This is a genomic window from Vibrio kanaloae, assembly GCF_024347535.1.
GTDB classification, from domain to species: Bacteria; Pseudomonadota; Gammaproteobacteria; order Enterobacterales; family Vibrionaceae; genus Vibrio; species Vibrio kanaloae.
This window is the reverse complement of record NZ_AP025498.1, coordinates 263627-278463: the sequence shown is the minus strand read 5'-3', so window position 1 is coordinate 278463 and position 14837 is coordinate 263627. Positions and strand designations below refer to the sequence as shown.

Below are 14837 nucleotides of genomic sequence, written 5' to 3'. Positions count from 1 at the left end.
ATGAAAGTAATTTGACCTAAAGGATATTGGATGCGTTTCTATTCCCAAGCCCGTCGCTACGCCAGTTTGTTTAGTAGCCTTTCGTTGACCCTAGTGTCGGCGCCTAGTTTTGCCGATATGTCGACAACGCCTGTTATTGGTGGGGTGTTCAGTTCCAGTGATGTACTGAAGAATCAAGTGCTTTCAAGCCTAGATTACTCCGCCAAACTCACTCGCGATGCCGCACTTTTCACCATCGGCGGCGTAACATTAGATGCGTACATTCTTGCGCTGCCTTTAGATGCTAAAACGAAAGCGCGAGTGATCGCTCAGTTGTCCAACCCGACTTACTCAATTCCTTTAGGTTATTTTCTCTATAGTTACTACGACCGCTATTCCGGTTTGGGTAGTGAAGATGTATTCAAAGGGTATCTGTCGACAGTCTATGATAACGAGGCTTTAAAAGGCTTTGAACATAGCCTCTATTATGTCGGTGATGAGCCAGTCTCAGAGCATAAAGAGCCAGATACCTCGACTGAAGCAACAGGTCACCATGAAGGTATTCGTATCGATGAGCAGTTCATTGCCAACATGGTGATTATCTACGATGCGTTATTCGAAATTGGTGTTTGGCAGGATATGGACACGCTCCCCGCGAATTACACATACTTAACCAATAGCCCTGAAGATCTAGCGATCATCGCTCAGATTCAACCGATCATCGTTGATTTGATCGGTAAAGCGGCATTGGGCATGGATGACGGTGACATGAAATCTGCAATGCTGGCAATTGCAGAAGATGGTAAACCAGAAAACGCCGATAAGCCGAATAACAAAGCACAAGCTCTGACGGTCACTCTTATTGATTTTGTGCGCTTAAACTTGCTGAAAGCCTACCGACAATTTGTGTTTAAAGAAGAACGTGCAGAAGCGCTCGATGATTGGATGCAGCAAGCGTTCAGTGACCAGCCTGATGCGCTCATTCAGTTCTTAGAATCCCAACAGAACAAACGCTTTGCGGTTCAAGTGACGGTTGATGGTTTACAGCAAGGGGTGATCGAAGGCTTGGTCGATGAGAATGCGCCTTTCATCTCGGTGGCGTACCAGAATCATAAAAACCGAGCGCAATACAAACCTAATCTAGAAACAGTGATCGAGCCTGAACATCAACAGCAGGTTCGGTTCATGGAGGTTCTGTCTGAACAAACCTATCGTGACCCGAATTATCTTCCGTTCTTCAAAAAACTCTATCAAGAGAATCGAAATAATATAAGCCGAGTGGGTATCTCTTCTACTCCAACAATCAGTGTACGCAACCTACCGATCATTAAAACGGGCGCAAAAGTGTCTGGTAATGGTGGTACGGGTATCCCTAATTTTCATTTTGTCGACCGAGAGATCGACCGAGCGTATTACTTCTTTGGTAATGATGCTCTGCAGTTGGATGTGTTGATGGCAAACAACAAGGTACAAACCATGTTTGATCGCCTTGATTATCTCAAAACGCTGAACTGCAACGCACAGTACGACTGGAATGCGCACACGACTTATGATGGGTTAGTGAACTTAGGTTTAGGAGAGTCGTTACGTGATTACGGTGAGAAACGCTGCGTCAAAGAGCTTGAGGAGCGTTCTGAAGTTGAAGCCGTTCTACGAGAAAAGCGTGAAGCCTTGATTGAAGATATTGAAGCGTACCTGTCTATATCGGGCTTTGATTTTTTCACTAAGCTTTCAAAGAAGGCTCAGGTTAAACAATCGATTACTCAGTTTGCCGAGTTGGATGGAAAAGGGATGCCAGACTATACCTTGGTTTATAACCCATGGCCGGATCACTTCGCACACTTTACCGGTCCTTTTAGTGACGAAATTCTGATGCCGACGGGAGAGCTTAACCGACTGGACTATTGGATTCGTCAGATTGAAGCGACCTACCGCAGTGCAGGCGTTTACGATAAAACGCTATGGGGCATGGCTGGGGATCATGGTTTAACGCCAGTGTTCTACGCGCTCAACCCCGAAAAGCAGGTATTTGAAGGCTTACAAGCAGAGCTAGAGTATCCAATTGTGGTTAAGAAGATATCTTCAGACGAGGGGGAAGGGCCTAAAATCACCAATGCTCTAAGCTACCCAAGCTCGAAGGAATTGGATGTGGTGGTCGCCTCGACTGCCGGTGGTAACTTCATGATGGACTTCTTTAATTCGGCTCAAGGGTGGCAGGTTCAGCCGGTTTACCAAGAACTCACGCAGTGGTCTCCGATTGCAGCGCCAGCTGGTCAGAACATAGACATCATTAATCAGATAGCGCAACGCCTGCCTGAAAGTCTGGATTACATGGTCGTAAGAGAAAGCACATGTGATCAACAACGTTGCGCTGTTCGTGTGATTGGCAACCGTGATTTAAAAAGGGTTGATGAATTGATCACACGTGAAGGTGACAAGCTTTTCTATGAGTCATTGGAAGACAACCGAGCGCCGATTTTGCTCAATACGCAAAGGTTAAACCCATACCTAGCATCACCAAGCGAAGCTGATTTTTCACAATATTCTCAATTGGTCGAAAAGTGTATTAACCGAGCGGTTAAGGCGGATGTGACAACGTGGTGTAGCAGTGCAGAGTGGACTTCATTAACGCAACCAACACCTCGACCAGATTCAGTGAATCAACTGGCTAATATCTACCTTGAAGATAGGGCTGGCACGGTTAACTTGTTCCCTAAAGCGGGAATTGGCTACAACACCAAGGTGCCAGGGCGTCATGCTGGTGAGGATTACTTAGAGAAAGATGCCTTTATAGGATTCTGGGGAGCGCCAATTGGCGAAAACTCTCAGCCATTGAAAATTGAAGCTAACGGATCTTTAGCGCCGACACTCTTTGAGTATTTGACTGGAGAGCAAGTGGTGGCGGGCGAAAATGGTTGGGGGTATCCGTCGTTGCTGAATAAATTGGATGTGTCTAAAAACAATTAGATCCAATTATCTATCGTTTAGATTGTGACACCGTAAAGTGAATCTAATGTGGTTTTTATTAGCCACATTAGATTTCAATAAATTGCTCAATACAAACGGTATTTAGTTTGCTTGGGGCACCTATTAAATACCTTAAGCCCAAATTCAACTGCGAAGTGCGATAATCTCCAATACCTCCTAACTACATAACACATTTTAAACAAAGTGATGCTGTTCACGCTTTCTTGACTCCCAATTCTGAACTAGGAATTTTTCCTAGTTATTCTAAGACCCTCTCTCATGCGGTCGATTTTTAGACTCCTTATTATTTCCCTATCAAATAACAAACAATGCATGGTCGCAATTATGCCGTGCAGACCTCATAAATAATAAGAGAGTTCACAATGTTAAAGTTCCTAGATCAGGTTCGAAAACCGACGCTGGATCTTCCGGTCGAAACTAGAAGAAAAATGTGGTTTAAACCATTCCTACAATCTTACCTCGTCGTATTCATCGGTTATCTAACCATGTATTTGATCCGTAAGAACTTCAATGTCGCGCAAAACGACATGATTTCTACTTATGGATTATCGATGACGGATCTAGGTCTTATCGGTCTGGGTTTCTCTATCACTTACGGTATCGGTAAAACCGTCGTTTCCTATTATGCCGATGGTAAAAACACCAAGCAGTTCCTACCATTCATGCTTGTTCTTTCTGGTATTGCCATGTTGGGCTTCAGCTTCAGTATGGGCGGTGGCAGCGCTAGCTTATTCCTGATGATTGCCTTCTATGCGTTGAGTGGTTTCTTCCAAAGTACCGGCGGTCCTTCAAGCTACTCGACCATCACTAAATGGACGCCTCGTAATAAGCGTGGTTCTTATTTAGGCCTTTGGAATATGTCGCACAACGTGGGTGGCGCAGGTGCGGCTGGTGTTGCTCTGTTCGGTGCTAACTACCTATTTGATGGCAACGTGATCGGTATGTTCGTGTTCCCATCAATCATTGCGATTGTGGTTGGCTTTGTTGGTATGCGCTTTGGTAATGACTCTCCAGAAGCCTATGGTCTAGGTACGGTTGAAGAGTTGTTTGATGAAGAAGTCAGCGAAGAAGATACGGCTGCTGAAGAAAATCAAATGACTAAGAAAGAGATCTTTGTTGAATACATCCTGAAAAACAAAGTGATCTGGTTGCTCTGCTTCGCGAATATCTTCTTATACATTGTTCGTATCGGTATCGATCAATGGTCTACCGTTTATGCGTATCAAGAGCTAGGTCTATCAAAAGAAACCGCGATTTCAGGCTTCACTCTGTTTGAGGTTGGTGCACTAGTCGGTACGTTAATGTGGGGTTATCTGTCAGACCTTGCGAACGGACGCCGTGCTTTGGTTGCTTGTGTGTCGCTTGGCCTGATCATCGTTTCTCTAGAGTTCTACCAGCATGCAACCAGTGAGTTCATGTACCTAGCATCACTGTTTGTACTTGGTTTCTTAGTGTTCGGTCCTCAGTTGTTGATTGGTGTTGCTGCCGTAGGTTTCGTGCCTAAGAAAGCAATCAGCGTTGCGGATGGCGTGAAAGGCACATTTGCTTACTTAATTGGTGACAGCTTTGCCAAACTTGGCCTAGGTATGATTGCAGACGGCACGCCTATTTTTGGCTTAACGGGTTGGAAAGGCACGTTCGCAGCGCTTGATACGTCAGCTGCCATTTGTATCGTGTTACTGCTGTTCGTTGCGGTTGCGGAAGAGAAGAAGATTCGCCATGCTAAGAAAATGCACTTAGCGTCTCAAAACGCGTAGCGAGTCTCACGTGCTTTATTGGTTTAAAGCACGTGAGATCATACCAATCGTTAGTTCGATTCAGTATCATCTCTATCAATAAACTTAATTTTAGATAGCTCCTGTTGGGGCTATTTTTCTTTCTTACTCTTAATTTTGGTTAATATCATGATTAATGTTGCGCTTGTTGATGACCACGTCATTGTTCGATCTGGCTTTGCTCAATTACTCAGTCTTGAAGCTGACATTACGGTCGTGGGGGAATTCAACTCTGCGGCAGAAGCGCGCCTAGGATTGCCAAGCTGTCACCCTGATGTCGTGATCTTGGATATCTCAATGCAAGACGAAAGTGGCCTGAGCTTATTGGAAGAGATTCCATCTGGCATTGCCAGCATCATGTTGAGCGTTCATGACTCTCCGGCGATGGTTGAGAAGTCATTAGAGTTAGGAGCCAAAGGTTATCTCAGCAAGCGCTGCAGCCCAGATGAGTTAATCCAAGCCGTACACACGAGCGCAAATGGTGGCTGTTATCTCACGCCCGACATCGCCATAAAGCTTGCGACACCCATGAAGAATAAAGCCTCTTTAAATCAACTTACCCGCAGAGAGAGTGAAGTGTGTCAGTTATTGGCAACAGGGCTCGATGTAAAATCTATCGCCGTTGAGCTAGGGGTTAGCCATAAAACGGTGCATGTACACCGTGCCAATGCGATGGACAAACTCAATGTTAAGAACAACGTTGAGTTAGCTAAATTGTTCACACAAGACCAGTACTAATGCGTTCCTATCTAGCCACCTCCCTATGTGGGGTTTTTATGGCTGGTTGTGCATGGTTCTGTTTGTGGGTTATTGCCTTCTATTTCATTAATGACCCTGAGTTAGCCATTCTGCTTTTCCCATTCTCACTTCGATTGGGAATGACGCTGCACACTCGCATTCACTATTGGCCTGCTATCTATATTGCCGAGTGGGGGCTTGCTATCGCTTTAGCTTTACTGCTTGATGAGCCTCAATGGCTGACGATACTCATCGCCAGTGGATTGAGTATTCCTGCCACGCTAATTGCCAAGCGTTATTATTCTGGTGACCAGAATCGTCACTTGTTAGTGATGGCGAGCTTAATCATGGTTACAGCATTCATTAATGTTGCCGTGGTGGGTTCTCATGTTCCGGCTGTTTACATGGTGTGGTTGGTGAGTATCACTGGCGGATTGATGTTGGTGCCGATGTGTTATCTGGTCTGGAACTACCTATTCCAAAACAAGTGGGCACCACTGAGCTCTTACTTAATCAACAATGTCGTTGAGTTCAAAATACGTCACATTGTGTTATACAGCGTGTTGTTGGTCGCCAGTATTTTGATACAAACCAGTCTGCCTGATGAGCTAAGACGCTTCGCCCCATTCTGTATGGCGATCCCTATCATCTTGCTCGCCGTTCGTTACGGGTGGCAAGGTGCTTTACTGGCGACCCTGTTAAATAGTGTCGCGTTGATTGCTGCTCACAGTGGAACATCTAAACTCGAAATTACCGATTTACTCTTGTCTCTGTCTGCTCAAACCATCACCGGTATTTTGCTTGGCCTTGCGGTTCAAAAACAAAAAGATCTCAATGCGAAACTACGAAGTGAGCTCTCCAGAAATCAAAACCTTTCACGCCAGTTAGTGACAGCTGAAGAATCGGTTCGTCGTGATATTGCACGTGAGCTGCATGATGAAATCGGCCAAAACATCACGGCAATTCGTACTCAAGCGAGCATTATTAAACGTGTCGATGCGGCTGAAATGAGCGTTCGCTGTGCTGGTACGATTGAATCATTATCGTTGAATGTTTATGACACCACCAAGCGTTTGCTAACAAAGCTAAGACCCAAAATGTTGGATGACCTTGACCTGAAGGACTCAGTTGAACAGCTCATACGTGAAATGGAGTTCTCGGATCACGGTGTTGATATTCAGTTAAATTGGCAAGGTGATTACTCGTGTTTGAGTGACACGCTCAAGGTCACTATCTTCAGGCTGTGCCAAGAATCCTTAAACAATGCCTATAAATACGCGATTGCGAGCGAGATTAAAATTGAACTGATTTTAGGTGACCAAGCTGACCTTCAGATCACAGATAATGGCGTTGGTTTTACAGCGCAAGATCTTCTCAAAGGAATGGGTGTTCGCGGCATGCAAGAGCGTGTTCAGGCGCTCGGCGGCAAGATGACAATCAACGCTAATGGCTCATCTTCGGGTACCAATATCAGCGTTACATTACCTAAAGTGTGAGAACGAATATGTTTGGATTTCTGCGCTCAGCTACGTCAAAGAGTCATTCTCTAACTGATGATGAGGTCAATCAGAGTTATCGCTACTGGCGCCTACACATCATGATAGGTATGTATGTCGGCTATGCAGGTTTTTACTTCACCCGTAAAACCTTTAATTATGCCGCGCCAGCCATGATTACTGACCTTGGCTTGGACAAAGGCGATATTGGCTTAATTGGCACGCTCTTTTATCTTTCTTATGGCTTATCGAAATTTATCTCAGGCACGATATCGGATCGGTCGAACCCTCGTTACTTCATGGGGCTTGGCCTAATCGCGACTGGTCTGATAAACATCGCGTTTGGCTTTTCTAGTTCGTTGGCGGCTTTTATCTCGCTGTGGGTACTGAATGCATGGTTCCAAGGTTGGGGCTGGCCATCGTGTTCCAAGTTATTGACGACTTGGTATTCTCGTTCTGAAAGAGGGTTTCGCTGGGCAATCTGGAATACAGCACACAACGTTGGTGGGGCATTGATTCCTATTCTCGTCGGCTATCTAACTCTCCAATACAGTTGGCGATCAGGGTTTATATGGCCGGGGGTGATTGGTGTTTTTATTGGTCTTATCGTCTGTTGGCGCTTACGTGATAAGCCCACCACCATGGGACTTCCGACTGTAGGGAAGTGGCGCAGTGACCATCTAGAATTAGCGCAAGAGAGCCATGGGCAAGGGTTAAGCTATCGAGAAATCCTAAAAACCTATGTGTTCAGCAATAAGTACATTTGGTTGCTCGCCTTTAGTTATGTGTTGGTTTACATCGTAAGAACGGCCGTCAACGATTGGGGTAATTTATATCTCACCGAAGAACACCATTACAGTTTGATAAACGCCAACGCTGCGTTGTCTCTGTTTGAGATTGGAGGTTTCGTTGGTTCACTTGTTGCTGGGTGGGGATCGGATAGGCTGTTTGGTGGAAACCGAGGCCCGATGAACATCTTGTTTGCGATTGGTATCTTCCTCTCGGTATCGGCTTTATGGCTTATGCCTTTAACCAACTTTGTGTTTCAGGCGGCTGGGTTGTTTTGTGTTGGCTTTTTTGTTTTTGGCCCTCAAATGCTCATTGGTATGGCGGCGGCAGAATGCTCGCATAAAGATTCTGCCGGGGCGGCGACAGGCTTTGTTGGCTTGTTTGCTTACATGGGCGCTGCACTCTCTGGTTACCCATTAGCGCTCATTCTAGAAACTTACGGTTGGAGTGGGTTCTTCATTACCATCTCTACTTGTGCTGCGGTCATCGGGTTGCTGCTACTGCCTTTCCTACAAGCTCAATCACCACAGAAAAGTGCAGAGGCTCGCTCTGGTTTTTAAGGGGTTTCTTCGTCAATAAGATAGCTGCCAATAGTCCTCTGGTTATTGTGCAGCTATCCTATCTTCAGCGTTTTTTATGCGTAGCATTCAAATGTGATTATTTTCACGCTTTTCATCTACCTCACCCGTTTCTAAGAATTTTTCCTATTGCGTCTAAGACCCCGTCTCATGTGGGTTCTAACCGTTATCTGTAGTCTTTCTAATTATTCACGTTATTAGAATCAGCTCTCTTGAATTGTCTTCAGAGGGCTCACTACGGAAAAAGCCATGTCACTCAGTCACTTCTCAGAACACTCATTTTTCCCAATGGAAAACACCATACAAAATTATGCATGGGGGAGCATTTCTTCGATACGTGAACTGTTTGGCTTCAAAAATGAGTCACAAGAGCCGCAAGCGGAAGTTTGGATGGGAGCGCATCCGAAAGGTTGTTCAATGGTCAAGTTGGACCAACATTTAGTGCCTCTATCTGAGCTGATTAACAAGAATAAACCCGCTTATCTATCAAGCGATATTGCGCAGTCGTTTGGTGAACTGCCGTTCTTGTTTAAGATATTAGCGGCAGAAAAAGCGCTGTCTGTTCAAGTTCACCCAAACAAGCTACAGGCTGAGTTAGGCTTTGCGAGAGAAGAGCAAGCGAAGATCCCTCTGACTGCAGGTCACCGTAATTACAAAGACTCGAACCACAAGCCTGAATTGGTTTACGCGATCACTGAATATCAAGCGATGAATGGCTTTCGAGAGTTCGATGAAATATTAGGTCTATTCAGACAATTGAATTCTAGCGAGCTTGCTGGTTTGGTTGAAGAGTTTGGTAACAACCTTAATTCTCTAGGTTTAGAGACGTTTTTCCGCGATTTATTAACGCTAAATAACCAACGTAAGCAGCAAGCATTAGATCAACTTCTGACTTACGCATGGGCTCACCAAGATCAAACAGAATTTGCATTGATCATTGAGCTTAGCCATCAGTACTCGAACGATATCGGTCTGTTTTGTGTTCTGCTTCTTAACTTGATCACACTGAAGCCAGGTGAAGCGATGTATTTGAATGCGAACACTCCGCATGCTTATGTTAAGGGAACCGGGCTCGAGATTATGGCAAATTCAGACAATGTTTTGCGCGCGGGCTTAACGCCAAAGCATATTGATGTTGCTGAGTTAGTTGCCTGCACAGAGTTCAATCCAATTCCTTTTAACCGTTTGCTGTTGGCGCCCTCAAAGCTGGGGCAATGTGATAGTTATGCTATTCCTGTCAGCGATTTTAGTTTCAATATTTTTCATTGCCCAAAGCAAGAAAAAGTCACCACAAGCGGTGCTGAAATCTTAATGGCAATAGATGATGATTTAACGCTAATGAGCCAAAATGGTGAGCATGTGACCCTTACTAAAGGGCAATCGGTATTTATTCCTGCCTACATTGGTCATTACGAACTGAGTAGTGAAGGACGAGTTGCTAGAGCTTTTAATTAAGCAAATAACTTTATAATGGGCTGGTGGGGGGACTCAATGAAGAAGCCACGCGGTGTGCGTGGCTTTAAAAGTCGTATTTGTAGAACTTGTTTAAACGATCTTAAACGATCTTAAGCGCGTGATGTCGAGTAAGTTGTTTGTGTAGCGAGTCTTTCAGCGCCATGCGTTCTACTTTTAGGTTGTGCATGCTGTCGTCATCAATGGGGCTGCCAGAGATTTCTAGTTGGCGAATGTCGTAGTCGAGTTGGTGGTATTTCTGCATGTCTGCTTTGAATTTTTCATCGTCGTGGTTGAGCTGAACAATGTCTAATTTAAGATCTGGGAAATCTAAGATAAAGGCATGGTTTTCATTGAGCATTGGCACTTCCTCTCTTGTCTACTTAACTTCAGTATAGAGTCTATTTTTGAAGATAAATGTGTTCCTAAACACAAAGCGAGAGCAGGATCAAAAAAGGGCATTAACGTTCCATTTTGGATGCGTTACTGCCCTTTATTATTTTAGTAGTATTAAAAATTACTGAGCTTTCTTACCAGAACGTTGTTGCTCTTTGTGTGCTAGTTTTGCTTTCTTGCGTTGCTCGATAAGTTGAGCAGCTTCGCCACCGACGTGGGTTTCGCCACGAGCATTCGACAGCTGAACTTGCTTTTCACGCTCGCGGAAGCGCGCTTTTTGCTCGTCGCTGTGCTTATCAATACACTTAGGACAGCTTACGCCTTTTTCGAAGTGTTCAGACGCTTTATCTTCGTCAGTGATTGGTAGACGACAAGCGTTACACACATCGTAACTACTTTTTTCTAGCTGGTGGTTAACTGCAACACGACCGTCAAATACGTAGCAGTCGCCTTCCCACATGCTCTCTTCTTCTGGTACTTCTTCTAGGTACTTAAGGATGCCGCCTTCAAGGTGGTAAACCTCATCAAAGCCTTGTTCTTTCATGTAGGCTGTTGATTTTTCGCAACGAATACCGCCAGTACAGAACATTGCGACTTTCTTGTGCTTCTTAGGATCAAGGTTGTCTTCAACGTACTGAGGGAATTCACGGAAGGTTTCTGTGTTTGGGTTTACAGCATTTTTGAAGGTGCCGATGTCCACTTCGTAGTCGTTACGAGTATCCACCAAGATCACATCTGGATCTGATATGAGGTCGTTCCATTCGTTTGGCTTAACATAAGTGCCGACAACATGGCGAGGGTCGATGCCTTCAACGCCCATAGTTACGATCTCTTTCTTAAGTTTAACCTTGGTGCGGTTGAATGGTTGTTCTTCGTTGAACGACTCTTTGTAAACAACATCAGCCAAACGAGAATCTTGTTTGAACCATTGAAGAAGAGCGTCGATAGATTCGCGCTTACCTGCAACGGTGCCGTTGATACCTTCACTCGCAAGTAACAAAGTACCGCGGATTTGGTTGGCTTCTAAAACATCAGTGAGTGGCTGGCGAATTTCTTGGTAATCATCAAGTGCTACGAATTTATACAGAGCACATACAACATATTGAGACATGGTTTTTCCTTTCTGCGAGCTGGAACGTAAATCCAGAGCGGTTGCCTGTTGCGATCAAAACTGAGTATTTCAACTCGGTTCTGTCTTGTTGGCTTATTAAAAATCAGGCGCAGTATAACCAAGGCGGTACGGGACAAAAACCAACAAAACGTAGGGCTATATAACAACACTTATAGTATGGCTATATGTGTGGTGAAAAGGCCGTTATTTGATAAGGAATGTTAGCTCAAATAAGCAGTGGTACTTTGTTGTCTATTGAATATTCGGCTAAGAACTTATGTTGTGTCTCATCTCAATCAGTTGGTGTTCTCCTACCATTTCCACTTCACGAATGAACTCAAAGCCGAATTTTTGATAGTAATCCTTTAGGTATTGATGGGCGTGGATTTCAATTACCTTGGCACCATGTTCAGAGGCGTGTTTTAGAAGTGCGCTAACAATTTTAGATGCGATACCAGATCCTCGATAAGGTTGCAGAACAGCAACACGCGCCATGGTTGAGTGTCCTGATTCATCAATGTGCAAGCGTGCCGTCGCGACTAAATTATCGTCATCGGTGATGAGTGCATGATGTGAGACAGGATCGAGCCCATCAAGATCCAACACATGGGGGATACCTTGTTCAACAACGAATACTTGATGACGAATGGCTTGTGCTTTCGTTATCAATTCTGGGTTGTTACCAATCACCAATTCCATTTCATTGCTCCATACTGTCTAACGAATTTTTTGAAAATCCCCTATTTGTGAGGGGGTGAAGCTTGTGATTTGCCTTTAAACTAAGGCTTTTGAATAGCTGCTTGTCTCAATATCAATGATCTCTACGGTCAGCGAAGCATTGGATAGTGTGAGAGTAAGTAATTGATCCAAAATGGACTTAGAGAGCATCGCTTTAACGCTTTCGTTACGCCCTGACAAAATGCGCACAGAGACATGCACGAAGTCTTCTTTTACTTCACCGGTTTGGTAATGCTGATAGGCAAGGCTGCGTACTTTGATGTCTTCTCCTGTTGGTGAGAACAACTGAGATTCCATTGCGCCGAAAAACACTTGTTGGTTGAGTTGCTGACCATCAATAGTGGGTGAGTGTTCGATAATACAATGCGGCAAACTGATGTCCTTTCTGTGCTTTATGGAGACCTAAAATTAAGGCCAATGTGACTCTCTTGTTGAGAATGGCATTGGCCTTTAATGCTGACGCGTGACGGTTTTCTCGGTAATAAGCCGATCAGGCAATCACCAAAGCGCTCCGTGCTGTCAGCGATTACGCTTGGTTAAGTACTTCAGCTAAGCGTTTTACCGCTTCTGTTAATTCTTCTGGGTTGGCGTTGGTGAAGTTTAAGCGCAGTGCGGCTTTCGCTTCATCGGCCTTTGGATAGAATACGGGGCTTGGTACAACCGCTACGCCATTTGATAGCAGAGTTTTCGCCAGTTCAAAAGTGTCGCACTCTGGGAGCTCAACCCAAATGAACATCCCGCCATCTACGGCTTTTAACACGCAATCTGCAGGCAGTTGTTTTTCTAGCTCTGAGAACAGCACTTCATAACGAGACTTGTACAGGGTGCGAATGTTTTCCATATGCACGCCAAAGTCTTCATGTTTTAGAAGACCAACAAGCAGTGCTTGCATAGGTACACTAGAGTGCAAGTCAGCGCCTTGTTTCACTTTGATCAGTGGCTCAAGGTAGCTGCGTTTTCCTGTTACTGCGCCAATACGTAAACCTGGCGATGCAATCTTAGAGAATGAACGAAGAACGATAGAGTTATCAGGGCAGAACGAAGAAACCAACGGCAGTTCTGTACCTGTGAAACGTAGCTCACGGTATGGTGCATCTTCAATGAATGCCACGTTGTATTTGATACACAGCTCAGCCACTTTTTGACGAGTTTCTGTTGCCCAGCACACACCTGTTGGGTTGTGGAAATCAGGTACGGCATAGAACATCTTCGGTGATTGCTGGGCAAAGCACGTTTCCAGTTCATCTAGATTCGGGCCAAATTCTGTTTGAGACACGGTCGCAATGTTTGCTTGAACTAGGCCAAACACCTGCATCGCACCTAAGTAGCTCGGCGCTTCCATCACAACCACATCACCTGGATCGACATACGCTCGTGCAATTAAGTCGAGACCTTGCTGAGAACCGGTACAGATCATTGCTGTGTGAGTTTCTGGCAATTGGTAGCTTTGCGTAAGGTGATCAAGCAACGGGCCGTAACCGGCAGTAGAACCGTATTGGAAAACTTCAGGCATGTTCGCTAGGTTTTCTAGCGTTGGCTTCATTAAATCGATAGGGAATGTCTTCTCGTCCGGTAAACCCCCGGCCAATGAGATGACATTTGGATCACTTGCGGCTGCGAGGATCTCTCGAATGTATGAAGATTGAATTTGTTGTAATGACTGTGCGATTTCCATATGTTGTGTCTCGTCGTTTTTCGTTTTTATTCTATCGCTTGATATTACACGGCAATTGTAAAAACAAGTGTGTCCGTTTATGCTCATAAACATGTCCATTTATGCTATTTAAACGATGTCGCGACAACACATATCTAGAATCAATGATGTTCTGTTCTATATTCACCAAGACATCAGTCAGCCTTTGTCGGCCAAAGCGCTCTCTGAGATTGCCGCTTATTCAGAACAACACTTTCATCGTACCTTCAAAAGTGTGGTAGGGGAGTCGTTGCACCAATACATTCGACGCACTCGAATGGAATATGCGGCCAACCAATTGATGTTCGATACCACGTCGTCTGTGGTGGAAATTGCCAGTAAGTGTGGCTTTAGTTCGGTGTCTTCATTTAGCCGAGCATTCAAAGCGACCTTTAACATGTCACCGGGTGAGTGGCGTAAACACGACTTACAGATAGCAGAAAAACCCTATTTGAAAGATCCCGAAGTGGCAGCGGGTTATTTGAACGTGGCGCAGCGAGCGCTACCTGAACCTAAGATAGTTGAAACACCGGAGCGCATGGCGGCTTATGTTCGACATACGGGTTATAACCGCTCCATTCGCAACGCATGGTTGATATTGAAAGCGTGGGCTAGCTCTGAACAACGCGACTTTTCGAGCCAGTTTGGTTTGCATCACTCAAACCCTGCTTGGGTTGAGATGGATCAGTGTCGCTATGTGGCGTGTATCGCGATTAATGAACCGATTAAGTACCGCAGCGTGGTTAATCAGATGGTGATTCCGGGCGGTTTACATGCCGTGTTTCGACTTAATGGTCGCTATGGTGAGTTGCTACCACAGATCAGTATGGTATTAGAAAAGTGGCTACCTACGTCTGGCTTCAAGCAACGTTCTACTCCGGCTTATGTGCATTATCATCAGAATCACTTTCTTAACAGTGATGAAGTGTTTGAACTCGATTTTTACCTTCCCGTGGGTTTTTACTAACCGATTAAAAGCCACTCATTTTTCTTGTTAGCGCAAACTCAATTAATCGATGATTGTGGTGTTTTCTTGAATCAAGAGAGAGGGCTTTGTTGATAATTTACTCCAGTAGATGATCACAACGTACGGATTAAACGATA

Annotated in this window: 12 protein-coding genes; 7 read left to right on the top strand and 5 right to left on the bottom strand. The window is 44.8% G+C overall.

Annotated elements, in window-relative coordinates; all coding sequences use genetic code 11:
* The first annotated feature begins 30 nt into the window (after window positions 1–30).
* From OCV24_RS15525 to manA, 6 genes are all read left to right on the top strand, one after another.
* Window positions 31–2946, top strand: a complete 2916-nt coding sequence (locus tag OCV24_RS15525; protein WP_150877639.1) for an alkaline phosphatase family protein — start codon at window positions 31–33, stop codon at window positions 2944–2946.
* Between the two features lie 383 nt (window positions 2947–3329).
* Window positions 3330–4724, top strand: coding sequence for a hexose-6-phosphate:phosphate antiporter (gene uhpT, locus OCV24_RS15520; protein WP_136998702.1), 1395 nt, complete (start codon window positions 3330–3332; stop codon window positions 4722–4724).
* Window positions 4725–4871: 147 nt separating this feature from the next.
* A complete protein-coding gene (gene uhpA / locus OCV24_RS15515) occupies window positions 4872–5480 on the top strand; it encodes a transcriptional regulator UhpA (RefSeq protein WP_017061545.1) in 609 nt (202 codons plus the stop codon).
* Window positions 5481–5518: 38 nt separating this feature from the next.
* Window positions 5519–6976 (top strand): signal transduction histidine-protein kinase/phosphatase UhpB, encoded by a 1458-nt coding sequence (gene uhpB, locus OCV24_RS15510; RefSeq protein WP_240697014.1) that lies wholly within the window; start codon window positions 5519–5521, stop codon window positions 6974–6976.
* Window positions 6977–6984: 8 nt separating this feature from the next.
* Window positions 6985–8325 carry an MFS transporter gene (gene uhpC / locus OCV24_RS15505; RefSeq protein ID WP_136998704.1) on the top strand — a complete coding sequence of 447 codons (1341 nt, stop codon included), beginning with the start codon at window positions 6985–6987 and terminating at the stop codon, window positions 8323–8325.
* A 267-nt stretch (window positions 8326–8592) separates the two neighbouring features.
* Window positions 8593–9798: a mannose-6-phosphate isomerase, class I gene (manA, locus tag OCV24_RS15500; protein WP_136998705.1), complete on the top strand. Its 1206-nt coding sequence runs from the start codon at window positions 8593–8595 to the stop codon at window positions 9796–9798.
* A gap of 100 nt (window positions 9799–9898) precedes the next feature.
* Here the strand turns inward: manA and OCV24_RS15495 are convergent, their stop codons facing one another.
* From OCV24_RS15495 to OCV24_RS15475, 5 genes are all read right to left on the bottom strand, one after another.
* The gene (locus tag OCV24_RS15495) at window positions 9899–10156 is read right to left on the bottom strand and encodes a YdcH family protein (protein WP_010432560.1); all 258 of its coding nucleotides are present in this window, start codon (window positions 10154–10156) and stop codon (window positions 9899–9901) included.
* Between the two features lie 156 nt (window positions 10157–10312).
* Entirely contained in the window at window positions 10313–11302 is a 990-nt protein-coding gene (trhO, locus tag OCV24_RS15490) for an oxygen-dependent tRNA uridine(34) hydroxylase TrhO (RefSeq protein ID WP_150877641.1), read from the bottom strand.
* Between the two features lie 267 nt (window positions 11303–11569).
* Window positions 11570–12001, bottom strand: coding sequence for a GNAT family N-acetyltransferase (locus OCV24_RS15485; protein WP_150877643.1), 432 nt, complete (start codon window positions 11999–12001; stop codon window positions 11570–11572).
* Between the two features lie 75 nt (window positions 12002–12076).
* Window positions 12077–12412, bottom strand: coding sequence for a 5-carboxymethyl-2-hydroxymuconate Delta-isomerase (locus OCV24_RS15480; protein WP_017057592.1), 336 nt, complete (start codon window positions 12410–12412; stop codon window positions 12077–12079).
* Window positions 12413–12566: 154 nt separating this feature from the next.
* Window positions 12567–13715: an aminotransferase-like domain-containing protein gene (locus OCV24_RS15475; RefSeq protein ID WP_136980606.1), complete on the bottom strand. Its 1149-nt coding sequence runs from the start codon at window positions 13713–13715 to the stop codon at window positions 12567–12569.
* A 115-nt stretch (window positions 13716–13830) separates the two neighbouring features.
* On the opposite strand from OCV24_RS15475, the gene OCV24_RS15470 reads away from it, so the two are divergent.
* Window positions 13831–14700, top strand: a complete 870-nt coding sequence (locus tag OCV24_RS15470) for an AraC family transcriptional regulator (RefSeq protein ID WP_016797794.1) — start codon at window positions 13831–13833, stop codon at window positions 14698–14700.
* Window positions 14701–14837: the final 137 nt, after the last annotated feature.